This is a genomic window from Stenotrophomonas sp. 10N36 (assembly GCF_056395005.1).
The window spans coordinates 1-26,403 of sequence record NZ_JBFTIS010000018.1 but is presented as its reverse complement, the minus strand read 5'-3'; the positions used below and the strand labels follow the sequence as shown (position 1 = coordinate 26,403).

The following is a 26,403-nucleotide window of genomic DNA, read 5'->3' as shown; positions in this document are numbered from 1 at the left end:
AGCGACCCACTAGGTTCGCGATGGGCGGTTTGATTTCAGGGGAACCGATCCAACAACCGGTCTCGATCCGCGCCACCGCGTTCAACAGCCCCCGGGTCGGGACTGGAAATTCAGCCGCGTTCGCGGCATCCACAGTCTGAAAGGGAAATCCGATGTCTCATGATTCGCAACCCCGTTTGCGTCAGCGTGCATTGGTTGTACTCGGCGCGTCCGTCCTGTCCACCCTGCTGCTGGCCGCCCCGGCATTCGCCGGCGATGTGCAGCTGAGCGGCTTGTCGTCGGCACCGACGCACCAGCGTTTCATCGTCAAATACAAGGATGGCGCCAACCTGGTCGCCACCCCGACCGCACTGGCCAGCTCGTTGAAGGCGGCGGCCTCGGCCGTACCGGCTGCGCAGGGTCGCGCGCTGGGCCTGCAGAAGCTGCGCCAGCTGGCCATCGGCCCGACCGTGGTCAAGGCCGACCGTCCGCTGGATGCGGCCGAGTCGGAACTGCTGATGCGCCGCCTGGCGGCTGACCCGAACGTGGAATACGTCGAAGTCGATCAGCTGATGCACGCCACCCTGGTGCCCAACGACGCGCGCCTGTCCGAGCAGTGGGGCTTCGGCACCAGCAACGCCTCGATCAACGTGCGCCCGGCATGGGACAAGGCCACCGGCACCGGCGTGGTGGTGGCGGTGATCGACACCGGCATCACCAACCATCCGGACCTCAACGCCAACATCCTGCCCGGCTATGACTTCATCAGCGACGCGGCGATGGCGCGCGATGGTGGCGGCCGTGACAACAACGCGAACGATGAAGGCGACTGGTACGCCGCCAACGAGTGCGGCTCGGGCATTCCGGCGTCGAACTCGAGCTGGCACGGTACCCACGTGGCCGGCACCATCGCGGCGGTGACCAACAACAGCACCGGCGTGGCCGGTACGGCATTCAACGCGAAGGTCGTGCCGGTGCGTGTGCTCGGCAAGTGCGGCGGTTACACCTCCGACATCGCCGATGCGATCGTGTGGGCCTCCGGCGGCACGGTCAGCGGCGTGCCGGCCAATGCCAACCCGGCCGAAGTGATCAACATGTCGCTGGGCGGCGGTGGCACCTGCTCGACCACCTACCAGAACGCGATCAACGGCGCGGTGTCGCGCGGCACGACGGTGGTGGTGGCGGCGGGCAACAGCAACACCAACGTGTCTTCGTCGGTGCCGGCCAACTGCGCCAACGTGATCGCGGTGGCGGCCACGACGTCGGCCGGCGCGCGCGCCAGCTTCTCGAACTACGGTGCGGGCATCGATGTTTCGGCGCCGGGCCAGGCGATCCTGTCCACGCTCAACAGCGGCACGACGGTGCCGGGCACGGCGTCCTACGCGTCCTACAACGGGACGTCGATGGCGGCGCCGCACGTGGCCGGCGTGGTGGCGCTGGTGCAGTCGGTGGCACCGACGGCGTTGACGCCGGCGGCGATCGAGACGTTGCTGAAGAACACGGCGCGGGCATTGCCGGGCGCATGCAGCGGTGGGTGCGGCGCGGGCATCGTGGACGCCGATGCGGCGGTCACGGCGGCGCTGGGCGGGACCAATCCGAACCCGGGCACGGGGACGGTGCTGCAGAACAATGTGCCGGTGAGCGGTCTGGGCGCGGCCAGCGGGGCGTCGCTGTCCTACACGGTGGTGGTGCCGTCGGGCCGTTCGCAGCTGAAGGTGAGCATCGCCGGTGGCAGTGGTGATGCGGATCTGTATGTGCGTTCGGGCAGCGCGCCGACCGACACGGTGTACAACTGCCGTCCGTACCTGAGCGGCAACAACGAGACCTGCACGATCACTTCACCGGCGGCCGGTACCTGGCACGTGCGGGTGAAGGGCTATTCGACCTTCTCCGGGGTCACCCTGACCGCGCAGTACTGAGCCCAGATCCCTCTCCAATGGGCACGCCCCGGCTTCGGTCGGGGCGTTTTTTTTGGGGGGGTATTTTTTTTTAGAAGCTGAAAGCCGAAGCAGGATCAAGATCAACTGCCGCAGCAGGATCAAGATCAACTGCCGCGAGCTCGTGCCTGCTCCGGCTTGGCCGGGTACGGGTGGGTTGGCGGGACACGCCGTGAACCCATCCATGGGGGCTCGTGGGCGCCATCCATGGCGCCCAACGGTCCCGCCAACCCACCCGTACCCAGCCTTTGACAGTGTGCTGGTACGCAACGAAGAAGCGGCATCGCTCTTCGCTTGGCAGTGTTTTGCTCTTGCATGGCCACCAGCCAACTATCTAGGGCGGGGGTGTGTGGGTTTGCGGGACCGTTGGGCGCCATGGGTCCGGCGCATGCGCCGGACGGGTTGGGCAGGACGCCCAACCCCGGTCTTGCCGTTTGTGCAGGACTGCACAAACGAGCAAGGCGCTCACGAGCCTCCAGGGATGGATTTACGGCGTGTCCCGCGAACCCACACACCCCCGCCCAGCCCGGAACGCAGGCGGCGCCGCTTTCGATGTTGCTCCAGACGTGGCTTTGGAAGTGGCGTTGGAATTAGCTTCTGCCGGCAGCCGCCAAAAAAACCTCCTCCCTCCGATCAGGCTTCTTCGAAGCGGTTCGCTGCGACGTTCTTGCGCACGTGCTCCGGGTTCCAGATGCGGCCGTTCATGGCGATGTATACACCGCTGGCCAGCGACTGCACCGCGCCGATCGCGCAGCCGATGTTGAACTCCGCGTCTGAACCACGGAAGCGGGCCGGGCTCAGTGCGCCGGTCATCACGATCGTCTTGTCGGCGATGCTCCGCAGCACCTGGCCGGTCTGCACCATCGAATCGGTGCCGTGCGTCACCAGCACGTGGCGGGTCGGCTGCGCGGCGATGGTCGCGCGGATCAGCTCCCGGTCCTCATCGGTGATGTGCAGCGAATCCTTGCGCAGGATCGGAATCACATTGAAACGGAACGTCACGCCCAGCTCGCGCAGGATCATCCCGATCTGCGGATCGCCGATCTGGTAATCCGACTTGTCGTCGAAGTAGATCTTGTCGATCGTGCCACCGGTGGTGATGATCAGTAGTTCGTCCATTGCAGGCTTCCTGGATAGCGGTCAGAACCGTGCGGGCAGCCCGCGCCGGGATGCAGATGATACGACCGCCAGCGCCGCCCCGCAGCCGCAGGCCGCCAACCGGTCAGCGCTTGGCGAAGCGACGCCGCAGCCCCGGGCCGCTGCCCACCCCGATCACCGCCAGCGCCAGCAGCAGTTCCGCCCACGCCCAGCCGGCCGTTTCCGGGTGGCTCCAGGCGCTCATCACCCCGTGGCTGAACCAGAACAGCGCCAGCACCCCCGCCCAGAAGGCCGCCTTCCCGCGCCGCAACCATACCCCCAGCGCCAGCAGCAGCGGCGGCAGGGTGAACACCAGCTGCGTGGCCAGCCAGTGCCGGTCCTGCGCGAACCACAGCGCATACACCGCCGCCAGCGCCACCAGCAGCAGCGCCAGGATCGCGTCCTGCGCGCGGCCGTTCATGCCAGCCGCCGCGCGATGTCGGCCACGCGCCGGCCCAGCGCGCGCGCCAGGATCGCCTCATCCTCGCTCGGCACCGGGTTGTCGTCGGCCCCTGCAACGTGGCTGGCGCCGTACGGCGTACCGCCGGTGGTGGTGTGGCTCAGCGCCGGCTCGGTGAACGGAATGCCCACGATCAGGCAGCCATGGTGCAACAGCGGCACCTGCATCGACAGCAGCGTCGATTCCTGGCCACCGTGCAACGACGCCGTCGAGGTGAACACCGCGGCCGGTTTGCCGGCCAGCGTGCCATTGACCCATTCGGCGCCCAGGCCATCCAGGAAATGCTTCACCGGCGCGGCCATGTTGCCGAAACGGGTCGGGCTGCCCAGGATCAGGCCGTCGCACTCGGCCAGATCGCCGATGTCCACGTAGGGCGCGCCATCCTCGGGTACCGGCGGGCGGGCAGTCTGCGTCACCGCCGCCACCGGCGGCACCGTGCGCAGCCGCGCGCTCATGCCCGGCACCTCGCCGATGCCCCGTGCGATCTGGCGGGCCAGCCGGGCCACCGAACCACCGCGGCTGTAGTAGAGCACCAGTATTTCCGCCATCGCGCGTCATCTCATCCGGACCAGCGGCCAGTATGGCGATGCGATGCAGTCCCGCACACCCCTCTTCGGGTACCCTTGCGCCGATGGAACCCCTCGACACCGTGAACCTCTGGATGGAGCGCGTGCGCGATCGCAAGCGTGCCGCCAGCTTCGGCCGCTTCCTCTGGCGGCGCTTCCTGGACGACCGCCTGTTCCAGGCCGCGGCCTCGCTGGCCTACACCACCGTGTTCGCGCTGGTGCCGCTGGCCATCGTGGTCTTCGGCGTGCTGTCGGCGTTTCCGGTGTTCGACCGCTGGAGCGACCAGCTCAGCGACTACGTGTTCTCCAACTTCGTGCCCAACGCCGCGCGCGCCGCCGAAGGCTACCTGCGCCAGTTCTCGGCCAGTGCCGGCCAGCTCACCGCCGCCGGTTTCATCGCGCTGGTGGTGTCGCTGCTGATCACCCTCAACAGCGTGGAAGAAACCTTCAACCAGATCTGGCGCGTGGGCTCCACCCGGCCCAAGCTGACCCGCTTCCTGGTCTATTGGACCGTGCTGACCCTGGGCGCGATGCTGGCCGCCGCCTCGCTGGCGGTATCGGCGCGGGTGTTCGCGCTGCCCCTGTTCGGCACCAGCGAAGGCCGCTGGCTGGCCAATTTCTCGCTGACCGTGGCGCCGATCCTGATCGAGTTCGTCTGCATCACGCTGGTCTACCGGGTGGTGCCGCACCACACGGTGAAGTGGCGGCATGCCATTCCCGGCGCGATCCTGGCGGCGGTAATGCTGGAACTGGTGAAGTGGGGCATGGGCGCCTACCTGGGCAGCTTCCAGTCCTACCAGAAGCTCTATGGCACCGTCGCGTTCGTGCCGATCCTGCTGCTGTGGATCTACCTGTGCTGGGTGTCGGTGCTGCTGGGGGCCTCGCTGGCGTCCTCGATCGCCGCCTTCCGCTACCAGCCGGCCGAGCTGCGCCTGCCCACCGGCTATGAGATCTATGGCCTGCTGCGCCTGATCGGGCGGTTCCAGCAGGCCCGGGCCGAAGGCCACAGCCTGGACGATGACGAGATCCTGCGGCTGGAGCCCATGCTGACCGATTCGCTGTTGCAGACCATGTTGTGCGACCTGGAGGCCATCCGCGTGGTACGGCGCGACGAGCGCGGCGAATGGCTGCTGGCGCGCGACCTGGACAAGCTCACCCTGTCCGACCTGTACGAAACCACGCAGATGCGCATCCCGGTCCGCGAAGCCTACCTGCCGTACCGCGACGACAGCCTGGGCCAGGCCTCCGTCCTGGCGCTGGATGCCTTGCGGCTGCCGCTGCGCGAACTGCTCAAGCGCCGCGTCAGCGATATCTATTCGACCCCCGGAGATACACCATGACCGCCAAGCCCCTGCTGCTGGCCGTGGGCCTGCTGGCCCTGGCCGCCTGCAACAAGCCCGTGCAGCCGGATGCCACCGCGCCCGCGTCCGCACCGGCCACGCCTCCTGCCGCCGTCGCAGAGCCGGCCACGCCGGCGACCGATGAGGTCGCGCCGACCGACCGCAAGACCGTCGAACGACCCACCCTGACGTTGCCTGCATTGGATGGCAGCACCTACGACCTGGCGGCTCATCGCGGCAAGTGGGTGGTGGTCAATTTCTGGGCCACCTGGTGCGCGCCGTGCCGCAAGGAGATGCCGGAGCTGTCGGCGCTGCACGCAATGCGCACGGAGATCGAGGTGGTCGGCCTGGCGTACGAGGACATCGAGCCGGCCGAGATGAAGGCGTTTCTTGAAAAGCGCCCGGTGACCTATCCCATCGTCATCGTGGACACCTACAACCCGCCCGAGGATTTCGCCATCCCGCGCGGCCTGCCGTTGACCTACCTGATCGCGCCCGACGGCAAGGTCGCCAAGGAGTTCCTCGGCCCGGTCACCGCGCATGACATTGAAGCGCGCATCAAGGAAGGTTGAGCGTAGCGCCGGGCTCTGCCGCGCCGCAGGGTACGTACGCGCCATGACGTTGAACGCATCGCCATGCGCCCATGACCTGCCGCACCACGCGCGTAGAGCCGGGCTCTGCCGCGCCGCGGGGTATGTACGCGCCATGACGTTGAACGCATCGCCATGCGCCCATGACATGCCGCACCCCACGTAGAGCCGGGCTCTGCCGCGCCGCGGGGTATGTACGCGCCATGACGTTGAACGCATCGCCATGCGCCCATGACCTGCCGCACCACGCGCGTAGAGCCGGGCTCTGCCCGGCTGCTGTTCAGGGCGATGCACGCGCAGCAGGTGTCCGTGGCGCTCCTTCGAAGCTGCCGGGCAGAGCCCGGCACTACGTTTCGTCGCGATGCGGCAGGTCCCGGGCGCATGGCGATGCGTTGATCGCACCGGCGCCGGGTCACCGCGCGGCAGCCGGGCAGAGCCCGGCTCTACGTGAGGGCGCGGCGTTACGGGATCTCGAATCCCTCGATCGGCGGCAGCACCCCGAACTGCTCCTTGTGCAGCTTGCCCTTCAGCGGCGGCAGCGCCAGTTCCGGTTCGTCCACGCGGGTATCGGGCAGGCGGTCGAGCAGGTTGCGGATCAGCGCCAGCCGGCCGCGCTTCTGGTCGTTGAAGTCCACCAGCGTCCATGGCGCCTCGTCACGGTGGGTCGCGCGCAGCATCGCTTCGCGCGCGTCGGTGTAGGCGCTGTACTTGCTGCGTGACTCCAGGTCCACCGGCGACAGCTTCCAGCCCTTGAGCGGGTCCAGGTGGCGCTCGGCAAACCGTTTTTCCTGCTGCGCCTGGTCCACGCCCAGCCAGTACTTGAACAGCAGGATGCCATCATCCACCAGCAGCTTCTCGACCACCGGCGCCTGGGCCAGGAACGCCGTGTACTCCGGTTCGCTGCAGTAGCCCATCACGTGCTCGACCCCGGCGCGGTTGTACCAGCTGCGGTCCATCAGCACGATCTCGCCGCCGGCCGGCAGGTGCGCGATATAGCGCTGGAAATACCACTGGGTGCTTTCGCGGTCGGTCGGCTTGGGCAGCGCCACCACCTTGCATTGGCGCGGATTGAGGTGCTCGGCGATGGCCTGGATCGCACCGCCCTTGCCGGCGGTATCGCGGCCTTCGAACAGCACCAGCACGCGTTGCCCGGTGTGCTGCACCCAGCGCGCCATCGCGATCAGCTCCAGCTGCATGGGTTCCAGCAGGGCCTCGTACTCCTTGCGCTTGAGCTTGCCCATCCACGTGCCTCGGTCATCGTTGGGAACCCCGAGCCTAGCGCAGCGAAGGTTCAGCCGTTGTCGCCGTCGCCGGGTAGCGCACGCGGCCGGTGCACGAGGAGGTCGCCCGGCATCAGCACCACCGGTTCGCCAGCTCTCTGCAGCATGCGGTCCGCCACCGGCTCGCCCTCGTCGTTACATTCGACCACGGCAAACGACCCGAACGCGTCGGCCGGCCAGGGAAGCACCGTGGCCACGGCACGACCGTCGATCGCATGCTGTGTGCACCACTGCAGGCGGGCGATGGCCAGGTCGAGCTCGGCCTTCCACGCCAACGCGTCAGGGTCGCCAGCCGTGTCGCGCAGCATCGCAACCGCCCGCGCGCGCTGCTCTTCCAGCAGCGACAGCACACGTGGCGATCCCGCGCCGGATGTCACGCCGCGCCCTGCCAACCGCGTTCGCGCGCCAGGTCTTCCACCACGGCGCTGAAGTCACGGGCGAACCCGGCCATGTCGAACAGGCCGCTGTCGTCGCGGCGCAGCGCCAGTTCCGCGCGCAGCGCCTGCAGCGCCGGGGCATCGTTGCCCAACGCGATGGCGGTGGCCACGAAGGCGCGGTCGTCGGCCACGTTCATGTGTGCCAGGCCGAGGTGGTGGTTGAGGCTGCCCGCCACGCGCGAGGCAAACGTCGCCCCGGGGCAGGTCAGCACTGGGCAGCCAGCCCACAACGCATCGGACGCGGTGGTGTGTGCGTTGTAGGGGTGGGTGTCCAGGAACAGATCGGCGTGCTGGTAGCGCGCCAGATAGTCCGGGTGCGGCAGCTTGTGCATGAACACCAGCCGTGCCGGATCCAGCTGCGCCTGGCGCGCCGCGCTGCGCAGTCGCGCATCGGCGTTGCCCGGGCCGGACAGCAGCCACAGCACGCTGCCGGGCACGCCGTGCAGCACCGCGAACAGCCGCTGCACGCTGCGCGGGTTGAGCTTGTAGCTGTTGTTGAAGCAGCACAGCACCACGCCCTGTGCCGGCAGCCCGCACGCTTCGCGCGACGGCGGCGCGGCGAGCACGCGGGTGTTGTCCGACGGTTGGAACGCCCGCGGCAGGTACCGCACCTGTTCACTGAATCCGGCCGCCAGCGGCGCGGGCAGCACGAAGGCATCGGCCAGCACATGGTCGATCCAGTCCGCGCCGGAGGTGCCCGGATAGGCCAGCCAGTTCACCTGGACCGGGGCAGGGCGCATCGCCAGCACCTGCGGGGTACCGCCGCCGCCCCAGCCACGCAGATCGAACAGCACGTCGATGGCGGTGTCCCGGATGCGCGCGGCGATCTGCTGGTGCGACTGTGCGCCCACCGCGTGCACCTGCGTGGCGGCCGCCTGCAGGCGTGCGCGGATGGCGCTGCCATCGTCGCCGGTCAGCGCGAACAGGTGCAGGTCCAGGCGCCCGGCGGCGGCCAGCTGTTCCAGCAGTGCCACGATCAGCAGCCCGGTGGGATGTGCGCCGAAGCCGTTGGACAGAAAGCCAACGCGCAGGCGGCCCTGGCGGCGCACCGTGGTCGCCGGCAACGGCGTCACGCTGGCGCGGATGGCCGCCGCGCGTTGCCGCGCGCAGGCCAGTTGTTCGGCGGCGCTGCCGTCTTCACTCAGGAATGCGAACGGCTCGACCGCGGCCTGGCCCTGAGCGACGGCCTGGCGCACCTGCGCCGACAGGCGCTCGATGTTGCGCCAGTCGCACAGCCGGCGCTGCCAGTTGAGCAGCTGGGCGGTGATGTAGGGCTCACCCGGCAGCAGCGTATGCGCATGCCGGTAGGCGTCGGCGGCGGCCTCCGGCTGGCCGGCATCCTCCAGCGCGTGGCCGAGCCACAGGGCGATTCCGGGGTGCTGGGGTGCGCTGTCGGATGCCTGGCGCAGCAGGGCCGCCGCCTCGGCGTGACGCGTCTGCATCCAGCGTGCACGGCCCAGCCGGGCCAGCGCTTCGGGGTGGCGGTCGCGCAACTGCAGGGCACGCGTGGCGGCGTGCTCGCCGGCCGCTACATCGCCGGCCTCCAGTTCGGCATCGGCCAGCATGACCCAGGCGATGAAATCGGCCGGCTGGCGTTGCACCGCCAGGCGCAGCTGCTGCCGGTCCGCGTCCATGGTCAGGTGCCCGCCGCCAGCTGCGCCAGCTCGTCGGCCTGGTGCTCGTGGATCAGCCGTTCCACCAGCGTGTCCAGCTCGCCGGCGATGATGTTGGGCAGGTCGTACAGGGTCAGCCCTTCCACGCGGTGGTCGGTGATGCGCCCCTGGGGGAAGCTGTAGGTGCGGATGCGCTGGCTGCGGTCGCCGCTGCCCACCTGCAGCCGGCGGCTTTCGGCCGTGGCTGCGGCCTGCTTGCTGCGTTCGGCATCCAGCAGCTGGGCCTTCAGGCGCTTCATCGCCTTGTCGCGGTTGGCGTGCTGGCTGCGCTCGGTCTGGCATTCCACCACCACCCCGGACGGCACGTGGGTGATGCGGATCGCCGATTCGGTCTTGTTGACGTGCTGGCCACCGGCGCCGGACGAGCGGAAGGTATCCACGCGCAGGTCGGCCGGGTTGATCACCACGTCATCGACTTCGTCGGCTTCGGGAATGATCGCCACCGTTGCCGCCGAGGTGTGGATGCGGCCTTGCGATTCGGTGGCCGGCACGCGCTGCACGCGGTGCGTCCCGGACTCGAACTTCAGTTTGGAATAAGCCCCGCGGCCGACTACGCGGGCCACGATTTCCTTGTAGCCGCCGTGTTCGCCGGGGCTGTCCGATTCGATCTCCACCTTCCAGCCCTGGCGCTCGGCGTAGCGGGCGTACATGCGGAACAGGTCGCCGGCGAAGATCGCGGCCTCGTCGCCCCCGGTACCGGCGCGCACTTCCAGGAACAGGTTGCCGTCGTCGCGCGGGTCGCGTGGCACCAGCAGCAGCGCCAGTTCCTGGTCCAGCTGCTGCAGGCGCTGCTGGGCGGCGGTGATTTCTTCTTCGGCCAGCTCGCGCAGGTCCGGGTCGCTGCGCATGGCTTCGGCAGCGGCCAGGTCGGCCAGCGCACGGGCTTCGTCGGCCAGGGCCGTGGCGATGGGCTGCAACTGCGCGAACTCGCGCGAGAACGCGCGGAAACGATCGTTGTCGTTCACCACGGCCGGGTCGGCAAGCAGGCGTTCCAGTTCTTCGCGGCGTTCGGCCAGCGCTTCCAGCTTACGGCGCAGGGTCGGCGTCATCAGTCTTCACAGCAGGATGTTGGTAGCCCGGCTTGGCCGGGAACAGGCGCTCGGCGGCGCGGGTCAGCTCAGTATCGCCGCTCAGCGCCGCGGCGCGCAGCGCGGCGGTGGGCGGGTGCAGCAGGCGGTTGGTCAGGCCATGGGCCAGCAGTTCCAGCACTTCGTCCGGCGATTTGCCGTGGGCCAGCTGCTGGCGGGCCTTCTCCAGCATTTCCACGCGGGTCGCTTCGCCGTACGCGCGCAGTTGCCGCAGCGGCGCCTGGTGGGCGCTGGCCTGCAGGGTTTCCACGAAGCGGGCCACCTGCAGCTCGATGATCGCTTCGGCTTCGGCAGCGGCCTCGCGGCGGCTGCGGCGGTTGTCTTCGACCGCCCGTTCCAGATCGTCCACGGTATACAGGAACGCGTCGGGCAGCTCGCCCACCCCCGCCTCGATATCGCGCGGCACGGCCAGGTCGAACAGCAGCATCGGCTTGTGCTTGCGGGCCTTCAGCGCGGCGGCCACGTGCGCGCGGGCAATCACCGGCTCGCGTGCGGCGGTGGCCGAAAACACCACGTCGGCCTCGCCCAGGTGGCGCTCCAGTTCGCTCAGCGGCAGGGCCACGCCGCCATGCCGGCTGGCCAGTTCCTGGGCGTGGGCCAGCGTGCGGTTGGCTACCAGCAGGCGGCGCACCTTGCCTTCGCTCAGGTGGCGGGCGGCCAGTTCGATGGTTTCGCCGGCGCCCACCAGCAGCACGGTGGAGTCTTCCAGCCGTGCGAACGAGTTCTGCGCCAGGCGCACCGCGGTGGAGGCCACCGAGATCGGGTTGGCACCCACGCGGGTATCGGTACGCGCGCGCTTGGCCACCGAGAAGGTCTGCTGGAACAGCCGGTCCAGGCGTTGGCCCAGCAGGCCGTGGTCACGTGCGATGGCCCAGGCGTCCTTGACCTGGCCCAGGATCTGCGGCTCGCCCAGCACCATCGAGTCCAGCCCGGTGGCCACCCGGAACAGGTGGCGCACCGCGTCGGCGTCGGCGTGCTGGTACAGATAGCCGTGCAGCTGCCCGGCGTGGGATTCCAGCCACTGCGCCAGCGCGTCACCGGACTCGGCCACGGCATACAGCTCGGTGCGGTTGCAGGTGGACAGCAGCACCGCCTCGGCGACCTGCGGGGTATCGCGCAGCGACGCCAATGCCTGGGGCAGGGCGTCGCCGCCAAAGGACGCGCGTTCGCGCAGTTCCACTGGCGCGGTCTGGTGATTCAGTCCGAGCACCCACAGGGTCATTGTTCAGTTGCTTGCGATAAGCTGCTGGCCATTCAAGTCGTCATTTTAAGGCCAGAAGCCCCCGATGCCCGCATTGATTCGCATCTCCAGCGTTCTGTTGCTGTCCTTGTCCGTCGCCAACGCCCTGGCAGCGCCGGCGCCGACCCCCGTTGCAGCCCCGGCCGCCAAGGCTGCGGCCGCCCCGACCGCGCCGCTGACCCCGGTCATGGCCGGTGAGTTCGCCCTGCAGGCCGGCAAGCTCGGCGACGCCGCGCGCTGGTACCTGGAGGCGGCCGAGGCCGGCACCGACGACGCCGGGCTGGCCGAGCGCGCCACCCGCATCTCCATGCTGGCCGACGACGACAAGCGCGCGGCCCGGGCGCTGGCGCTGTGGGAGGCCCGCGCCCCGCGCAGCCTGGCCATGCGCAGCGCCGCCGCCGCGCTGGACATGCGCAAGGCCGACATCGCCGGCGCGCGCACTGAGCTCGGAGCGCTGCTGAAGGACCCGGACCCACGCGGCTGGAAGTTCGCCATCGCCGCGCTGATCGGCGGCGGGCGCGACCCCGCCGTGCCGGCCCAGGTGCTGGGCGGGCTGGTGGACGACAACGCGATTCCCGATCAACTGGAGGTCTGGCAGGAGCTGGGCCGCCTGGCCATGCGCATGGAGCGCCCGGACCTGGCCAAGCGGATGGTCGACGAAGTGGTCAAACGCTTCCCGAACGAACCGCGCGTGGCGCTGTTGAATGCCAGCCAGCTCGCCCAGGCAGGCAAGCAGGAGGACGCGCTGGCGCTGCTGCGCGGGGTCGAGCCCAAGAGCCGCCAGGACCCGGACCTGCGCAACGCGCTGGCCATCGCCTATGACACCCTCGGCGATCCGCGCTCGGCCGCGCGCGTGCTGGCCGTCGGCCCGCAGGACGTGCAGACCTGGGGCATGCGTGCCTCGCTGTTGGCCAAGCAGAAGGACGACGCGGGCCTGCTGCTGCTCTACAAGGACCTGTCGGCCAAGGCCGCCAAGCCCGACCCCGCCCAGCGCCTGCTGCTGGGCAAGATCGCCGAGTACCTCAAGCGCCCGGCCGAAGCGGTGGACTGGTACCACAGCGTGCCCGGGGGCGAGGAACTGCCGGAAGCGCGCCTGCGCGCGGCCAACGCCCAGTACGACGCGGGCCGCCCGGACAAGGCGTTCGCCGAAGTGCATGCCATCCAGTCCGACGCCACCGTCGACGATGAAGCCCGGCGCGATGCCTACCTGCTGGAGGCCGAACTGCGCCAGCGCGGCGACGACCTGCCCGGTGAGCTGGACGCCCTGGCCCGTGGCCTGGCCGCCTACCCGGACGAGAACGCGCTGCTGTACGCCCGCGCCCTGGCCTGGGAGCGCCGCGACGATGTGCCGCGCGCCGAAGCCGACCTGCGCAAGATCCTGGTCACCGACCCGGAGAACGTGGCCGCGCTCAATGCGCTGGGCTACACCCTGGCCGACCGCACCCAGCGCTACCAGGAAGCGCTGGAGCTGATCGACCGCGCCCGCGTTGCCGAGCCGGACAACGCGGCCATCGTCGACAGCTACGGCTGGGTGCTGTATCGCCTGGGCCGCAATGAAGAAGCGCTGGTGCAGCTGCGCCGCGCCTGGACCCTGAGCAAGGACGCCGAGGTCGCCGCGCACGTCGGCGAGGTGCTCTGGGTGCTGGGCCGCAAGGACGAGGCACGGCGTTTCCTCGACGAGGCACGCAAACTGGACCCTGACAACCGCGCCCTGCAGCGCGTGATCGAGAAATACGGCGTATGACGTTGAACCTGTTCAAGGCCGGCGCCACGCTGGCGATGGCCGCATCCTTGTCGGCCTGCGTGTCGCTGGACGAGCGCAAGGCCCCGGCCGCGCCCACCGTGGTGACCACCGTATCGGCCGAGGCCGAGCAAGCCGAGGCGGCTCGCGTGGCCGCCGTCCGCGCGCAGCCGCAGTGGAGCTTCCAGGGCCGCGTCGCGGTCAACAAGGGACGCAACGGCGGTAACGGGCGCATCGACTGGCAGCAGGATGTGCGCCGCTACGTGGTCGAACTGAGTGCACCGGTCACCCGCCAGAGCTGGAAGCTGACCGGCGACAGCCACCACGAAGGCGGGCGTCTGGAAGGCCTGGAGGGCGGTCCGCGTGAAGGCGAGGACGCCCAGCAGGTGCTGCTGGAGGCGACCGGCTGGGACATCCCGGTCAACCAGCTGCCCGACTGGGTGCGCGGTCTGGTCGCCGATGACACCGGCGCCGCCGAGCGCGTCGAGCGCGACGGCGACGGTCGGCCGCGTCGGGTCGAACAGATGGGCTGGCAGATCCAGTACCTGGACTGGTACCCGGCCGAGGGCGACCGCCCGGTGCTGCCGCGGCGGATCGAAGCGACCAGCGGCGACGCCAAAGTGCGCGTGGTCGTCGACAGCTGGACACTCGGCCGTCCATGAGCGCTCCGGACCTGAACGCGGGCTGGTCGCAGTGGCCGGCCCCGGCCAAGCTCAATCTTTTCCTGAACATCACCGGCCGCCGGCCCGATGGCTACCACCAGCTGCAGACCGTGTTCGCGCTGCTGGCGTGGGGCGACCAGATCCGGCTGCGCGTGCGTGAAGACGGCCAGGTGCGCCGCGATGGCCCCTCGCTGGCGGGCGTGGCCGAGGCCGATGACCTGGCGGTTCGGGCCGCGCTGTTGCTCAAACGCGTCGCCAATGTCGCCCAAGGCGCCGATATCGGCGTGGAAAAGCACATTCCGGCCGGTGGTGGATTCGGTGGTGGGTCGTCCGATGCCGCCACCGTGCTGGTGGGCTTGAACCGCCTCTGGAACGCCGGCCTGGACGTCGATGCGCTGGCCGCGTTGGGGCTGCAGCTGGGCGCGGACGTGCCGGTTTTCGTCCGTGGGCACAACGCCTGGGCCGACGGGGTGGGCGAGCAGCTCACCCCGATTGCCCTCGCGCCGGCCTGGTATGTGGTCGCCGATCCGGGGGTGCACGCCCCGACCGCCGGACTTTTTGCAGATCCGCATTTGACGCGCGACGCCCCAGTGGCGAAAATAGCGGACTTCGCTTCCGGGTCTTTGCTCGGGAATGCGTTCGAGCCGGTACTGCGCCGTCGCGAACCTGCCGTAGAGGCAGCGTTTGCAGCGTTGAGCAGGATCGGCCGGGCACGACTCACCGGGTCGGGAAGCGGTTGTTTCGTCGCCTTCGCCACGCGCGCTGCTGCAGAGCAGGGCCTGGCGCAGTTGCCGGAAGAACTGCGGGCATGGGTGGCTGCGGGCGTGGAGCGCTCGCCACTGCTTGATGTACTCGAGCGTTATTGATTTTGATGCAGGGGCGTCGCCAAGAGGCCCAAGGCACCAGGTTTTGATCCTGGCATTCGGAGGTTCGAATCCTCCCGCCCCTGCCACTTGCGGATGTCAGCCGCGTTCCCATGCGCATGCCTGCGCGGGCACGGCCGATGATCCGCGGTGTTGTCACCGCAGACACTCCAGGGTGCCGGCGGCCGAGTTCTCCAATCGCTCCCGCCCGAGACCGTCATGATGCAAGATCACCCCAACCTGCTGGTATTTTCCGGCAACGCCAACAAGCGCCTTGCGCAGAGCATCTGCAAGGAACTGGGGGTGCGACCGGGCAAGGCGTTGGTATCGCGCTTCTCCGACGGTGAAGTCCAGGTCGAGATCGAGGAAAACGTCCGCAAGCAGGACGTGTTCGTGATCCAGCCGACCTGCGCGCCGAGCGCCGAGAACCTGATGGAGCTGCTGGTGCTGATCGATGCGCTCAAGCGCGCCTCGGTCAACAGTGTTACCGCGGTGGTGCCGTACTTCGGCTACTCGCGCCAGGATCGCCGCATGCGCTCCTCGCGCGTGCCGATCACCGCCAAGGTGGCCGCCAAGATGTTCAGTGCCGTGGGCGCAGACCGGGTGCTGACGGTGGATCTGCATGCCGACCAGATCCAGGGCTTCTTCGACATGCCGGTCGACAACGTATATGCCTCGCCGCTGCTGCTCGCCGATATCTGGCGCGCCTACGGCACGGAAAACCTGATCGTGGTGTCCCCGGACGTGGGCGGCGTGGTGCGCGCACGTGCGGTGGCCAAGCGGCTTGACGATGCGGACCTGGCGATCATCGACAAGCGCCGTCCGCGCGCCAACGTCTCCACCGTGATGAACATCATCGGTGACGTCGAAGGCAAGACCTGCGTGATGGTCGATGACATCGTCGATACTGCCGGCACCCTGTGTGCGGCTGCCGCGGCGCTGAAGGCGCGTGGCGCCCTCAAGGTGGCCGCGTACTGCACCCACGCCGTGCTCTCGGGCCCGGCGGTGGACAACATCAACAACTCCCAGCTCGATGAGCTGGTGGTGACCGACACCATCCCGCTGCGTGAAGAGGCGCGGGTGTGCAGCAAGATCCGCCAGCTCAGCGTGGCGGAAATGCTGGCCGAAACGATGCGCCGCATCGCCTTCGGCGAGTCGGTCAGCTCGCTGTACGTGGACTGATTTTTTTTCCGCCCGCCGGCAACGGTGGGCGGGCCCCGGGTACGTCTGGTCGCGGACGTGCCCTTCATCGCCAAGCCATCCGGCAAGGCACCAACTGGTAGTCAATACAATGTCCAAGACCCATGAAATCAAGGTCACCGCTCGTGACGTGCAGGGCAAGGGTGCGAGCCGCCGCCTGCGTCACGCCGGCGTGATCCCGGCCGTCGTCTACGGCGGCGACGCCGCTCCGATCAACATCAACCTGGACCACAACGCCACCTGGCTTGCCCAGCAGAACGAGTGGTTCTACTCGTCGATCCTGGACCTGAACCTGGATGGCCAGATCACCAAGGTCCTGCTGCGTGACATGCAGCGCCACCCGTTCAAGCAGCTGATCATCCACCTGGATTTCCTGCGCGTGAACGAGAACGAAGCGCTGACCGCCAACGTCCCGCTGCACTTCGTCAACGAAGACACCTCGCCGGCTGGCAAGGCTGCCGACGTCGTGGTCACCCACGAACTGAAGGAAGTGACCGTCACCTGCCTGCCGAAGGACCTGCCGGAATCGATCGACGTCGACCTGGCCGACCTGAAGGCTGGCGATGTGATCTACCTGTCGGACATCAAGCTGCCGAAGGGCGTCGAGATCCCGGCCCTGGCCCAGGGCAAGGACCATGACGACGCGATCGTCACCGCCAAGCTCGGCAAGGAAGAAGCTGCCGACGAAGCGCCGGCTGCAGAGTAAGTGATTGCGGCGCCTGTCCTTCGGGGCAGGCGCCGTTTCTGTATGTGCCGGCACAGGGCCGGTACCGACGAAAGAAGAGTGATGACAGGATTGCGATTGATCGTTGGTCTGGGCAATCCCGGACCCGAGCACGCCCAGACCCGGCACAATGCCGGGTTTCGTTTCATTGACGCCCTGGTTGAACAGGCCGGCGCGCGCTGGAGCGTGGACAGCAAGCTGTTCGGCGAGACCGCCAAGGTCGACATCGCCGGGCAATCGGTGTGGCTGCTCAAGCCCGCCACCTTCATGAACCTCAGTGGCAAATCGGTCACCGCCGCGCAGCGCTTCTGGAAGATCGAACCGGAAGAAACCCTGCTGGCGCACGACGAGCTGGACCTGCCGCCCGGCGTGGCACGGCTCAAGTTCGACGGTGGCCATGGCGGCCAGAACGGCCTGCGCGACACCATTCGCCTGCTCGGCCACGGCAAGTTCCACCGCCTGCGCATCGGCATCGGCCATCCCGGCCACAAGGACCGCGTGGTCCCGTGGGTGCTGGGGCGTGCCAGCAAAGACGATGATGTGCTGATCGGTCGTGCCATCGAAGATGCGATCGACGTGCTGCCGCTGGCGGTATCCGGCGATTACAGTGAGGCGATGAAGCGCCTCCACACCCCGAAATAACCACGGTGTACCGACCAACGGTCGGTACCTACCACCCCAGAGGTTGTCAAAGATGGGTATCAAATGCGGCATCGTCGGTCTGCCCAACGTCGGCAAGTCGACCCTGTTCAATGCGCTGACCAAGGCGGGCATCGCCGCGGCCAACTTCCCGTTCTGCACGATTGAACCGAACGTCGGCATCGTGCCGGTGCCGGATCCGCGCCTGAACGAGCTGGCCGCGATCATCAACCCGCAGAAGGTCATCCCGACCGCGGTCGAGTTCGTCGACATCGCCGGCCTGGTGGCCGGTGCCGCCAGCGGTGAAGGCCTGGGCAACAAGTTCCTGGCCCACATCCGTGAAGTGGATGCGATCACCCACGTGGTGCGCTGCTTCGAAAACGCCGACGTCATCCACGTCAACAACAAGGTCGACCCGCTGTCGGACATCGACACCATCGACACCGAGCTGGCCCTGGCCGACCTGGACAGCGTCGAGAAGGCGCTGAACCGCGCCGAGCGCGCCGCCAAGGGGGGCGACAAGGAAGCGGCGGCCCGCAAGCCGGTGCTGGCCAAGTTGCAGGCCGCGCTGGCCGACGGCAAGGCCGGTCGTTCGGCAGGCCTGGACGAGGAAGAGAAGGCGCTGGTCCGCGACCTGTTCCTGCTCACCCTCAAGCCGGTCATGTACATCGCCAACGTGCTGGAAGACGGCTTCGAGAACAACCCGCACCTGGACGCCGTACGCGCCCGCGCCGCCACCGAAGGCGCGCAGGTGGTGCCGGTGTCGGCGGCCATCGAAGAAGAGCTGTCGCAGCTGGACGACGAAGACCGCGACACGTTCCTGGCCGACCTCGGTCTGTCCGAGCCGGGCTTGAACCGCGTGATCTACGCCGCCTACCAGCTGCTGGGTCTGCAGACCTACTTCACCGCAGGCGTGAAGGAAGTCCGTGCCTGGACCGTGCGCAAGGGCGCCACCGCCCCGCAGGCTGCCGCCGTGATCCACACCGACTTCGAGAAAGGCTTCATCCGCGCTGAAACCATCGCGTATGACGACTTCATCAAGTACAAGGGCGAAGCGGGTGCCAAGGAAGCCGGCCGCCTGCGTCTGGAAGGCAAGGAATACCGCGTCCAGGAAGGCGACATCCTGCACTTCCGCTTCAACGTCTGATTGCATCGCACGTTGATGCCGGTACAAGAGAGGCCCCGCAGCGCGGGGCCTTTTCTTTGCCCGCGCATACCACCTCGCGGAAGCACCCCGTATCCGCGCTCAATCGGCAACGATCTCCTGCGCGGCCAGCCGGCCCAACCAAGGCGCCAGCATGACGCCCGGGTGGCCTATGACAGCGTAGAGACCGTCAATGCCCGGCATGAAACCCCGGATCGGCATGCCCGTGGCAGTCAGTGGCCGTTGCACGGCCCTCACCGAGCGCAACACCAGCCCGGCAGGGGCAGTGAGCAGGGCCTGCGTATCGGCCATGCACTGACGGGCCAGGCGATCCAGCCCGGCGTCGCCCTCGACGGGCATGTCGGCCGCAACCAGCAGTCCACCGCCGAGACGCGGCCGGACTTCGTGGTCTGCGGCGCACAGCAGGTGATGGAGACGCCCGGGCAGTGCATCGAACTCCAGCACTACGGCGGGCGCCTCATGCACGGGCAGGTGGATATCCAGGCGTGCCGCCAGGGGCACGGCGCTGGCAGCATTGGCAAGCACCACGCCGTCCACGGCATGCGACCCTTCCGCTGTCACCACCCGGGTAACCCGGCCGTTGCGTGTCTCAATGGCCGATACCTCCTGATCGAAGGCAACGCGTGCGCCCGATGCCTGTGCACTGGCCAGCAACTGTGCGGTCAGCAGGGCGGGTTCGAGGGCGACATCCCCGGGCACCCATGCGGCCAGTGCCGGCGCCTTCAGATGCGGCTCCAGTGCCGTGATTCCTGCGCCATCCAGCAGCTCGATACCGATACCGGCCTCTCGCTGCTGGGTTACAAACGCGTCGGTTTCAGCGTCCGTGCCGGACCATACGAGCGCACCGCGCGCCGCGATCGGTAATGGCCCCAGCGCGTTCGCCAGCCGGGCAAATTCCGGCAAGGCGTCGCGGATCATGGCAAAACGCGACGGTGAATCGCCCGGCAGCATGCTGCCCGTACCTACCCAGCCATACGAGCTGCCGGTCGCGCCGCTCGACGCAGTGGCGCTGCGCTCCAGCACCGTGACGGCTGCACCCGCGCGCGTCAGGTGCCATGCCACAGAGGCGCCAATGATGCCGGCACCGACAACGGCGATGCGGGGATTGCCTTTGCGCACGCGGTGCTCTCCATCGATAAGGGGGAACGCAGCATAGTCGGGATGGGTAGCCACTCTGCGACAGGTTGTCCGGTGGCAAGCACGTGGTGGTGATTATTTGATCACGCCCGGAAACCCTTGCCGCGTGTGCTTCCGACCCACTTGTCCACAACAAACACCCACCGCTCTCCACGCCCCATGTGGAAAACCCCGACCCCGGTAGTGCCGGCCGCTGGCCGGCAACCCGCACACCCACCCCGCAAGCCACGTGGACAATTTATGACCACTGCTGGAAACCCTTGCAGTGTATCGCTCGCGCCGGGTTGTCCACAGCAAACCCCCATCGCTCTCCACGTACGATGTGGAAAACCCCACACGCGCGTGGACAAAAAATCACCACGTCCAGAAAGCGTTGCGGTGGTTGGCTTGCACCTACTTGTCCACACCAAACCCCCACGCCTCTCCACGTCGGGTGTGGAGAACCGTACAGGACGCTTTCTGGATTCCGAGGAGCCGGCCAGCGGCCGGCACTACCTGTTTGGGTCTCTGCATGGCCACCTGCCCCGCGCAGGCGCCAGCACACCGTGATCGCTTGTGCCTTGTCGCTTGGGAAGTGCATCGCCAAAAAAAAGACGGAGGCACTGCCTCCGTCTTTTCGCCCGCATCCGCTGCAACCGCGCCGCTTACAGCGCCGTGCCGCCGAACTTGTGCGTGTACTGCAGGTTGATCGTACGACCCACCGTATCGAACCAGGACACGTCGTAGTACGGGTAGGACGTATAGGTCGCGTCCTTCGGCGGCATCTTGTTGCCCACGTTCACCACCGACAGCGACAGGCGCGAATGGTCGTCCACGCGGTACTGCACCGACACGTTGTACCGGTACGTCGCCCCGATCCACGGGCTGTCGCCGCTCTCCGGGTCGAAACTCTCGTCATAGCTGTCGTAGGTCGGCAGCTTGCCCAGCCGTGACCCGTACAGCGTCGCCGACCACGCATCGTTCTCCCACGTGATGCTGGCGCTGGTCTTGGTGCGCGGAATGTCGAACCCGCTGTTCACCGCGAACTTGTCCTCCACCACATCGCCGTCGAACTGCTGGAAATCATGCGTCTTCACCCAGGTGTGGTTGCCACTCAGGATGAAATCGCCGATCCCCGTCGTCAGCCGGTAACGCACGCCCACATCGATACCCTGCGTGGTCTCGCGCGCGATGTTGATCGGATTCACGTGTACCCCGTACAGGCGGCCGTCGCTGGTCCGCGTCACCCGGCTGATCGCGTCCACGCAGGTCGGCGACGTCGCGTCGGCGCCGCCCAGACGGCAAGCCGCCTCATCCCGCAGGATCGTCCCCACGTCCATGTCCTGCACCTGGTCGCGCATGTCGATGTCGAACCAGTCCACCGACAGGTCCAGGCCCACCGCCGGCGACCACACGAACCCGGCACTCCACGACGTGCTGGTCTCCGGGTCGAGCTTCCGGTTGCCCTCGCGCGTGCGGATCAGGTTCTCTTCGTAGTCCGAGCAATCATCCGCGGCGTCCAGCTGGCAGGCGTAGTAATCGTTGTTGCTGGTTTCATCGTTGCCCGGCCCGGCGTACACGTAGTGCAGGTCCGGCGCGCGGAACGCGGTGCCGTACGAACCCCGCACCAGCAGGCTGTCGATCGGGCGCCACTCGATTCCGCCGCTCCAGGTCGCCTTGCCGATGCTGTTGCCCGAGTAGCGGTACTGGTCGTAGCGACCGGCCACGCTCACGTTGAGCGTGTCGTGCAGCGGCAGGCGCAGCTCGGCCGCGGTGGCCCAGCGGTTGCGGCTGCCATGGCCGTCCGAGTCCTTCCAGCTGTAGTAGTAGTACCCGGTCGCCAGCGGATCGGGGTTCAGCGCGTAGGACTGGTTGCCGAACTCGGCGGTGGCGGCGAACCCGGCCTTGCCGCCCGGCAGTTCGAACAGCTCGCCGTTGGTCAGGGTCAGTGCGGCCGTATCGGTGCGCGACTTCGGCGTGTAGGTCGTCTTGGCGGCGATCGAATCGTACTCGCTGTGGCTCAGCGGCCGGTACAGGCGCGCCGGATCGGCGTTGAACACCGGGAACACGTTGTCGTCGTCATCGGTGTACTCGCCCAGCTGCTCGCCCAGGAACAGCGCGTTGGCCTTGGACGCGATGATCTGCGGCCAGCGGATCGACGACTGGTACTGCGAATGGCTCAGCGAGGCTTCGTAGTCCCAATTCGGTCCCAGGCTGCCCTTGAAGCCGGTGGTCACGCTGAAGGTCTTCTGGGTGCTGCGGATCATGCCGTTGCGCAGGCCGCCCATTTCCTCGGGCGAGAACTGGCGCTGCCAGAACTCCACCTGGTCGGTGGCCTGGTTGTAGAAGTAGCCGTCTTCGTTGCCGTCGGCGGCCATCCGGCCCCACTGGGTCACGTCGCGCATCAGCGCGATGTCGTGGTAGCCCATCTGCACGTCGGCAAACCACTGGGTGCCATTGTCGAAGGCATAGTTGAGCGAGGCGTAGCCGTTCACGCCGCGGCGCTTGCTCAGGATCGTGCCGTAGCCGATCGACCGGTCGCTGCCGCAGTAGAAGCCGTAGCGCGGGCGCTCGGCATACTGGGTGCTGCCGCGGTTCTGGCCGGCCAGCGCATCGCAGGTGGCCTGGCCCGGGTCCAGGTAATCGTCGTTGTAATCGGTGCGCAGGTAGGCGCGGCGCGCGGCGCGGGCGCTCTCGGTGGGGGCGTCCAGGGTGGAATCCTGCTGGCTGCGCTCGTAGGCCCACAGCGGCGTCTGCGACTGCAGTTCCAGGCTGTACACCGCACTGAAACGACCGGCATCGAAGCCGCTGGCCAGGCTGATGTCGAACGAATCGGCGCCGCCTTCGGTGGCCGTGCCCATCCGCACGTCCACCGTGGTGCCATCCACGTGCTTCTTGAGGATGAAGTTGACCACCCCGGCAATCGCGTCCGAGCCGTAGATGGCCGAGGCGCTGCCGGTGAGCACTTCGATCCGCTCGATCATCCCGATCGGGATGTTGGAGACGTCGGTGAAGTTGCTGCGGCCCTGGAACGGCATGGGGAAGTCGGCGATGCGGCGGCCATTGACCAGCACCAGGGTGTGGTTCGGGCCCAGCCCGCGCAGGTCGACCTGCTGCGCACCCGGCGAGAAGTCGGCGCCGCTGGAGGACTGCTGGCTCTGGGTCTCACCACCGTTCTGGGACATCGACCGCAGCACGTCCGGCACGCTGGTGAAGCCGCTGGCCTGGATCTGCTCGGCGGTGATCACCGTGACCGGGGCCGGGCCCTCGACCTGGGCGCGCGGAATGCGCGAACCGGTGACCTGCACCGTGTCCAGTTGCTGCACCCCGGACGCGGCCGGCGCCTGGGCACCTGCGGTTGCGGCCACACCCATCAACGCCAGCTGGATCGACCACGCCATCGCCTGTTTACGCATGAGAATTCTCGAGAAGAAAGTGCCGGCCTCGAGGGAGGCCTGTCCCCCATTCACATTTCGCGAATGGACGGCGCGCATTTAACGCCTTTTTTACGGGCTTGACCACTACCGATTTCTCTGGCAAAGAGTGAAAGCGCTTACACCCGGTTTTTGTTCAGGGAGATCAACGTGCACAAGGCTTTCCGCCCGTTCGCGCCGATGCTGGGGCTGCTGCTCGGTCTGGCCCTGCCCAGCCACGCACAGTCCGTCCTGGACCCCGGCTACCGCTACTACGAGGTGGGCGATCTCGATGCCGCCCCGGCCGCCCACACCGAACCGGCGATGATGCTGATGGGCGGGGGGGAATGGGTTCCCGAGGCCTTCCAGTGGTGGCTGCAGCGCGCCGGGAACGGGCGCGTGGTGATCCTGCGCGCCTCCGGCGCCGACGATCTGCAGGAGCGCCTGTACCGCGATATCGGCGGGGCCGCCTCGGTGCAGACCGTGGTCTTCGACAGCCGCCGGGGCGCCGATGACCCGGCGGTGCTGCGGGTGGTGGCGGCGGCCGATGCGATCTTCATCGCCGGTGGCGACCAGTCCCGCTATATCCGCTTCTGGAAGGGCACCGCGCTCAACGCGGCGCTCAATGCGCACGTCCGCGCGGGCCGACCGATCGCCGGCACCAGCGCCGGCCTGGCCATTCTGGGCGGCTACAGCTACGGCGCGATGGATGGCGGCAGCATCACCTCGGCCCGCGCGCTGCGCGATCCGATGGGGGGCGAGGTCACCCTGGACAGCGACTTCCTGACCATGCCGTACCTGTCCAACGTGGTCACCGACACCCATTTCGGCAAGCGCGACCGCCTCGGCCGGTTGATCGTGTTCGTGGCCCGGGCGGCGCAACAGGCCGGGCGCGAGGACATGGTGGGCATCGGCGTGGACGAGGACACCGCCCTGTGCGTGGAAGCCGATGGGCGCGGCCGCGTGCTCAGCAGGAATGGCGGCTACGCCTGGCTGGTGATGCCGCGACACACCGCCGACCGCCTGCGCGATGGCGAACCGCTCGACTTCCACGCCATCCCGGTCACCGGCGTGGGCAGTGGCAGCCTGCTGCACCTGGACGGGTTCCGCGTGGACGACGCGGCCTTCCAGGTCACCGCCGATATCCGCGACGGCGGCCTCGAGCTCCGGTAGCCCACGCCCGTTGGTCGTGGGATGCCCCGGCCGCGCACGCGCGCCGACAGGGCAGGGCGCGGCCCTACCCCCACCGCGCATCTGCGGCCATGATGGGCGTCCCAACCTGCCGGCGCCGCCCATGTCCCGTTCAACCGCGTTGCTGTTGTCGCTGTGCCTGTCGATGCCGCTGGCGGCCACCGCCGCCGCACCGGTGCTGGTCATCCACGGTGGCGCCGGGGTGGAGCGCAAGGACCTGACCCCGGCAGAAGAGAAGGCCGCGCGTGCCGCGTTGCGCCAGGCGCTGCTCCGCGGCCACCAGGCGCTGGCGGCCGGCAAACCCGCGCTGGATGCGGTGACCGCGGCGATCACCGTGCTCGAGGACGATCCCACCTTCAATGCTGGCAAGGGCGCGGTGTTCACCCACGACGGCCGCAACGAACTGGATGCGTCGCTGATGGACGGCGCCACCCTGAAGGCCGGCGCGGTGGCGGGCGTGCAGCGGGTGCGCAACCCGATACTGCTGGCCGAAGCGGTGATGCAGCACTCCGCGCACGTGATGATGGTGGGGCAGGGCGCGGAAACCTTCGCCGCCAGCCAGGGCATCGCGGTGGTCGATCCGGCCTATTTCCGCACTGAAAAACGCTGGCAGCAGCTGCAGAAGGCGCTCAAGGAAGAGGCCAGCGGCCAGGCGCACGCCGACCTGGAAACCGCGCGCCACTTCGGTACCGTCGGCGCGGTCGCGCTGGATGCAAACGGCCATCTTGCCGCGGGCACCTCGACCGGTGGCATGACCAACAAGCGCTACGGTCGCGTGGGCGATTCGCCGATCATCGGCGCCGGCACCTATGCCAACGCCGCCTGTGCAGTGTCGGGTACCGGCTGGGGCGAGTACTACATCCGCACGGCGGCCGCGCATGACATCTGCGCACGCATGCAGTACCTCAAGCAGGGGCCGGCGGAAGCGGGGCGTTCGGTGATCAACGAGCGCATTCCCGCGCTCGGTGGCGACGGCGGTGCGATCGTGCTCGCGGCAGACGGTCGCGTTGCCGCGCCGTTCAATACGCAGGGCATGTATCGGGGCTGGATCGGCGCCGATGGCGTGCCGCACGTGGCCATCTTCGCCGACGAATCGCTGCCGCTGCCCGGGCAATAGCCCGCCACGTCAGGGCTTTTTGCACTTCGTGTGAAAAAGTTGAAAAAGAGTGTTGACAGAGTGCCTGTTTATCCCCAAAATTCACGGCTCTTCCACCCCACACCGAAAACGCTTCGGCGCCACGGGACAGGGTGGTAAGGAGGGATACCCAAGCGGCCAACGGGGGCAGACTGTAAATCTGCTGGCTTACGCCTTCGGTGGTTCGAATCCACCTCCCTCCACCAGTTTCATGTTGTGGCAAAGGCTTCCGATGCGGGAGTAGTTCAATGGTAGAACCTCAGCCTTCCAAGCTGATGGTGCGGGTTCGATCCCCGTCTCCCGCTCCATTGAATGAGTTTGAATCTAATCAAATTCGTGCCATAATACAAAACTCGCTCACGTAGCTCAGTCGGTAGAGCACCTCCTTGGTAAGGAGGAGGTCGAAGGTTCGATTCCTTTCGTGAGCACCATCTAAGTGCCACCATTCAGACGATTTCGAGATAAGCAGCCATGGCCAAGGGTAAGTTCGAGCGCACCAAGCCGCACGTCAACGTCGGCACCATCGGTCACGTCGACCACGGCAAGACCACGCTGACCGCCGCACTGACCAAGATCGGTGCTGAGCGCTTCGGTGGCGAGTTCAAGGATTATTCCTCGATCGACGCCGCGCCGGAAGAAAAGGCACGTGGCATCACGATCTCGACCGCGCACGTCGAATACGAATCCACCGAGCGTCATTACGCCCACGTGGATTGCCCGGGCCATGCTGACTACGTCAAGAACATGATCACCGGTGCCGCCCAGATGGACGGCGCGATCCTGGTCTGCTCCGCTGCTGACGGCCCGATGCCGCAGACCCGCGAGCA

The 26,403-nt window shown here is 67.8% G+C and carries 23 protein-coding genes and 4 tRNA genes; 17 read left to right on the top strand and 10 right to left on the bottom strand.

All coding sequences use genetic code 11. The features are described 5' to 3' along the window. Window positions 1–152: 152 nt before the first annotated feature. Window positions 153–1,898 carry a S8 family peptidase gene (locus tag AC1DCJ_RS16355; RefSeq protein ID WP_038690355.1) on the top strand — a complete coding sequence of 582 codons (1,746 nt, stop codon included), beginning with the start codon at window positions 153–155 and terminating at the stop codon, window positions 1,896–1,898. A 651-nt stretch (window positions 1,899–2,549) separates the two neighbouring features. Here AC1DCJ_RS16355 and AC1DCJ_RS16350 read toward each other — a convergent pair. From AC1DCJ_RS16350 to wrbA, 3 genes are all read right to left on the bottom strand, one after another. Beyond that, complete coding sequence (locus AC1DCJ_RS16350; protein WP_038690351.1) at window positions 2,550–3,035, bottom strand: asparaginase domain-containing protein; 486 nt, start codon at window positions 3,033–3,035, stop codon at window positions 2,550–2,552. 103 nt (window positions 3,036–3,138) lie between these two features. After that, on the bottom strand, window positions 3,139–3,474 hold the full coding sequence (locus AC1DCJ_RS16345) for a DUF2069 domain-containing protein (protein ID WP_141059634.1): 336 nt from the start codon (window positions 3,472–3,474) through the stop codon (window positions 3,139–3,141). Further along, window positions 3,471–4,061: an NAD(P)H:quinone oxidoreductase gene (wrbA, locus tag AC1DCJ_RS16340; RefSeq protein ID WP_137190973.1), complete on the bottom strand. Its 591-nt coding sequence runs from the start codon at window positions 4,059–4,061 to the stop codon at window positions 3,471–3,473. The genes AC1DCJ_RS16345 and wrbA overlap by 4 nt, the downstream gene beginning before the upstream one ends. Window positions 4,062–4,144: 83 nt before the next feature. Between wrbA and AC1DCJ_RS16335 the strand changes: the two genes are divergently transcribed. After that, a complete protein-coding gene (locus AC1DCJ_RS16335) occupies window positions 4,145–5,419 on the top strand; it encodes a YihY family inner membrane protein (RefSeq protein WP_038690345.1) in 1,275 nt (424 codons plus the stop codon). Further along, on the top strand, window positions 5,416–5,991 hold the full coding sequence (locus AC1DCJ_RS16330; RefSeq protein ID WP_478071404.1) for a TlpA family protein disulfide reductase: 576 nt from the start codon (window positions 5,416–5,418) through the stop codon (window positions 5,989–5,991). Before AC1DCJ_RS16335 ends, AC1DCJ_RS16330 begins: the two co-directional genes overlap by 4 nt. Window positions 5,992–6,470: 479 nt before the next feature. Here the strand turns inward: AC1DCJ_RS16330 and ppk2 are convergent, their stop codons facing one another. The 5 genes from ppk2 to hemA are packed head-to-tail and all read right to left on the bottom strand — an operon-like array spanning window position 6,471 to window position 11,709. Further along, the gene (gene ppk2 / locus AC1DCJ_RS16325; RefSeq protein WP_478071403.1) at window positions 6,471–7,250 is read right to left on the bottom strand and encodes a polyphosphate kinase 2; all 780 of its coding nucleotides are present in this window, start codon (window positions 7,248–7,250) and stop codon (window positions 6,471–6,473) included. Between the two features lie 50 nt (window positions 7,251–7,300). Then, on the bottom strand, window positions 7,301–7,639 hold the full coding sequence (locus AC1DCJ_RS16320; RefSeq protein WP_478071402.1) for a hypothetical protein: 339 nt from the start codon (window positions 7,637–7,639) through the stop codon (window positions 7,301–7,303). 23 nt (window positions 7,640–7,662) lie between these two features. Continuing rightward, on the bottom strand, window positions 7,663–9,360 hold the full coding sequence (locus AC1DCJ_RS16315; protein ID WP_478071401.1) for an O-linked N-acetylglucosamine transferase, SPINDLY family protein: 1,698 nt from the start codon (window positions 9,358–9,360) through the stop codon (window positions 7,663–7,665). 2 nt (window positions 9,361–9,362) lie between these two features. After that, the gene (gene prfA / locus AC1DCJ_RS16310) at window positions 9,363–10,448 is read right to left on the bottom strand and encodes a peptide chain release factor 1 (protein WP_137190967.1); all 1,086 of its coding nucleotides are present in this window, start codon (window positions 10,446–10,448) and stop codon (window positions 9,363–9,365) included. Then, the gene (gene hemA, locus AC1DCJ_RS16305) at window positions 10,426–11,709 is read right to left on the bottom strand and encodes a glutamyl-tRNA reductase (protein WP_038690334.1); all 1,284 of its coding nucleotides are present in this window, start codon (window positions 11,707–11,709) and stop codon (window positions 10,426–10,428) included. Before hemA ends, prfA begins: the two co-directional genes overlap by 23 nt. Before the next feature lie 64 nt (window positions 11,710–11,773). On the opposite strand from hemA, the gene AC1DCJ_RS16300 reads away from it, so the two are divergent. The 8 genes from AC1DCJ_RS16300 (at window position 11,774) to ychF (ending at window position 18,703) form a co-directional block, all read left to right on the top strand. Further along, window positions 11,774–13,471: a tetratricopeptide repeat protein gene (locus AC1DCJ_RS16300; RefSeq protein WP_141059628.1), complete on the top strand. Its 1,698-nt coding sequence runs from the start codon at window positions 11,774–11,776 to the stop codon at window positions 13,469–13,471. Then, the gene (gene lolB, locus AC1DCJ_RS16295; RefSeq protein WP_478071400.1) at window positions 13,468–14,130 is read left to right on the top strand and encodes a lipoprotein insertase outer membrane protein LolB; all 663 of its coding nucleotides are present in this window, start codon (window positions 13,468–13,470) and stop codon (window positions 14,128–14,130) included. Before AC1DCJ_RS16300 ends, lolB begins: the two co-directional genes overlap by 4 nt. Continuing rightward, window positions 14,127–14,996: a 4-(cytidine 5'-diphospho)-2-C-methyl-D-erythritol kinase gene (gene ispE, locus AC1DCJ_RS16290; protein ID WP_478071399.1), complete on the top strand. Its 870-nt coding sequence runs from the start codon at window positions 14,127–14,129 to the stop codon at window positions 14,994–14,996. Before lolB ends, ispE begins: the two co-directional genes overlap by 4 nt. Window positions 14,997–15,005: 9 nt before the next feature. Further along, window positions 15,006–15,082 (top strand) — tRNA-Gln (locus AC1DCJ_RS16285). Between the two features lie 133 nt (window positions 15,083–15,215). Next, window positions 15,216–16,175 carry a ribose-phosphate diphosphokinase gene (locus AC1DCJ_RS16280; RefSeq protein WP_038692467.1) on the top strand — a complete coding sequence of 320 codons (960 nt, stop codon included), beginning with the start codon at window positions 15,216–15,218 and terminating at the stop codon, window positions 16,173–16,175. A gap of 109 nt (window positions 16,176–16,284) precedes the next feature. After that, window positions 16,285–16,899, top strand: coding sequence for a 50S ribosomal protein L25/general stress protein Ctc (locus tag AC1DCJ_RS16275; protein WP_137190963.1), 615 nt, complete (start codon window positions 16,285–16,287; stop codon window positions 16,897–16,899). Window positions 16,900–16,980: 81 nt separating this feature from the next. After that, window positions 16,981–17,559, top strand: coding sequence for an aminoacyl-tRNA hydrolase (gene pth, locus AC1DCJ_RS16270; RefSeq protein ID WP_313247261.1), 579 nt, complete (start codon window positions 16,981–16,983; stop codon window positions 17,557–17,559). A 52-nt stretch (window positions 17,560–17,611) separates the two neighbouring features. Beyond that, on the top strand, window positions 17,612–18,703 hold the full coding sequence (gene ychF, locus AC1DCJ_RS16265) for a redox-regulated ATPase YchF (RefSeq protein WP_038690322.1): 1,092 nt from the start codon (window positions 17,612–17,614) through the stop codon (window positions 18,701–18,703). 99 nt (window positions 18,704–18,802) lie between these two features. Here the strand turns inward: ychF and AC1DCJ_RS16260 are convergent, their stop codons facing one another. Beyond that, window positions 18,803–19,840, bottom strand: a complete 1,038-nt coding sequence (locus AC1DCJ_RS16260) for an NAD(P)/FAD-dependent oxidoreductase (protein WP_478071398.1) — start codon at window positions 19,838–19,840, stop codon at window positions 18,803–18,805. Between the two features lie 662 nt (window positions 19,841–20,502). Next, a complete protein-coding gene (locus AC1DCJ_RS16255) occupies window positions 20,503–23,253 on the bottom strand; it encodes a TonB-dependent receptor plug domain-containing protein (RefSeq protein WP_478071397.1) in 2,751 nt (916 codons plus the stop codon). A gap of 198 nt (window positions 23,254–23,451) precedes the next feature. Between AC1DCJ_RS16255 and AC1DCJ_RS16250 the strand changes: the two genes are divergently transcribed. The 6 genes from AC1DCJ_RS16250 to AC1DCJ_RS16225 form a co-directional block, all read left to right on the top strand. Beyond that, window positions 23,452–24,423, top strand: coding sequence for a cyanophycinase (locus tag AC1DCJ_RS16250; protein ID WP_137191264.1), 972 nt, complete (start codon window positions 23,452–23,454; stop codon window positions 24,421–24,423). 121 nt (window positions 24,424–24,544) lie between these two features. Beyond that, on the top strand, window positions 24,545–25,558 hold the full coding sequence (locus AC1DCJ_RS16245) for an isoaspartyl peptidase/L-asparaginase family protein (protein WP_478071396.1): 1,014 nt from the start codon (window positions 24,545–24,547) through the stop codon (window positions 25,556–25,558). 138 nt (window positions 25,559–25,696) lie between these two features. Further along, a tRNA-Tyr gene (locus tag AC1DCJ_RS16240) sits at window positions 25,697–25,782 on the top strand. Window positions 25,783–25,810: 28 nt separating this feature from the next. Then, a tRNA-Gly gene (locus AC1DCJ_RS16235) sits at window positions 25,811–25,884 on the top strand. A gap of 47 nt (window positions 25,885–25,931) precedes the next feature. Then, window positions 25,932–26,007 (top strand) — tRNA-Thr (locus tag AC1DCJ_RS16230). A 40-nt stretch (window positions 26,008–26,047) separates the two neighbouring features. Further along, window positions 26,048–26,403, top strand: a 356-nt coding sequence (locus AC1DCJ_RS16225) for a GTP-binding protein (protein ID WP_478071395.1), incomplete at its 3' end; no start/stop codon positions are given.

Coding starts and splice junctions, on each gene's coding strand:
- AC1DCJ_RS16355 (WP_038690355.1), top strand. CDS start 153: ATGTCTCATGATTCGCAACCCCGTTTGCGTCAGCGTGCATTGGTTGTA.
- AC1DCJ_RS16350 (WP_038690351.1), bottom strand. CDS start 3,035: ATGGACGAACTACTGATCATCACCACCGGTGGCACGATCGACAAGATC.
- AC1DCJ_RS16345 (WP_141059634.1), bottom strand. CDS start 3,474: ATGAACGGCCGCGCGCAGGACGCGATCCTGGCGCTGCTGCTGGTGGCG.
- wrbA (WP_137190973.1), bottom strand. CDS start 4,061: ATGGCGGAAATACTGGTGCTCTACTACAGCCGCGGTGGTTCGGTGGCC.
- AC1DCJ_RS16335 (WP_038690345.1), top strand. CDS start 4,145: ATGGAACCCCTCGACACCGTGAACCTCTGGATGGAGCGCGTGCGCGAT.
- AC1DCJ_RS16330 (WP_478071404.1), top strand. CDS start 5,416: ATGACCGCCAAGCCCCTGCTGCTGGCCGTGGGCCTGCTGGCCCTGGCC.
- ppk2 (WP_478071403.1), bottom strand. CDS start 7,250: ATGGGCAAGCTCAAGCGCAAGGAGTACGAGGCCCTGCTGGAACCCATG.
- AC1DCJ_RS16315 (WP_478071401.1), bottom strand. CDS start 9,360: ATGGACGCGGACCGGCAGCAGCTGCGCCTGGCGGTGCAACGCCAGCCG.
- prfA (WP_137190967.1), bottom strand. CDS start 10,448: ATGACGCCGACCCTGCGCCGTAAGCTGGAAGCGCTGGCCGAACGCCGC.
- hemA (WP_038690334.1), bottom strand. CDS start 11,709: ATGACCCTGTGGGTGCTCGGACTGAATCACCAGACCGCGCCAGTGGAA.
- AC1DCJ_RS16300 (WP_141059628.1), top strand. CDS start 11,774: ATGCCCGCATTGATTCGCATCTCCAGCGTTCTGTTGCTGTCCTTGTCC.
- lolB (WP_478071400.1), top strand. CDS start 13,468: ATGACGTTGAACCTGTTCAAGGCCGGCGCCACGCTGGCGATGGCCGCA.
- ispE (WP_478071399.1), top strand. CDS start 14,127: ATGAGCGCTCCGGACCTGAACGCGGGCTGGTCGCAGTGGCCGGCCCCG.
- AC1DCJ_RS16280 (WP_038692467.1), top strand. CDS start 15,216: ATGCAAGATCACCCCAACCTGCTGGTATTTTCCGGCAACGCCAACAAG.
- AC1DCJ_RS16275 (WP_137190963.1), top strand. CDS start 16,285: ATGTCCAAGACCCATGAAATCAAGGTCACCGCTCGTGACGTGCAGGGC.
- pth (WP_313247261.1), top strand. CDS start 16,981: ATGACAGGATTGCGATTGATCGTTGGTCTGGGCAATCCCGGACCCGAG.
- ychF (WP_038690322.1), top strand. CDS start 17,612: ATGGGTATCAAATGCGGCATCGTCGGTCTGCCCAACGTCGGCAAGTCG.
- AC1DCJ_RS16255 (WP_478071397.1), bottom strand. CDS start 23,253: ATGCGTAAACAGGCGATGGCGTGGTCGATCCAGCTGGCGTTGATGGGT.
- AC1DCJ_RS16250 (WP_137191264.1), top strand. CDS start 23,452: ATGCTGGGGCTGCTGCTCGGTCTGGCCCTGCCCAGCCACGCACAGTCC.
- AC1DCJ_RS16245 (WP_478071396.1), top strand. CDS start 24,545: ATGTCCCGTTCAACCGCGTTGCTGTTGTCGCTGTGCCTGTCGATGCCG.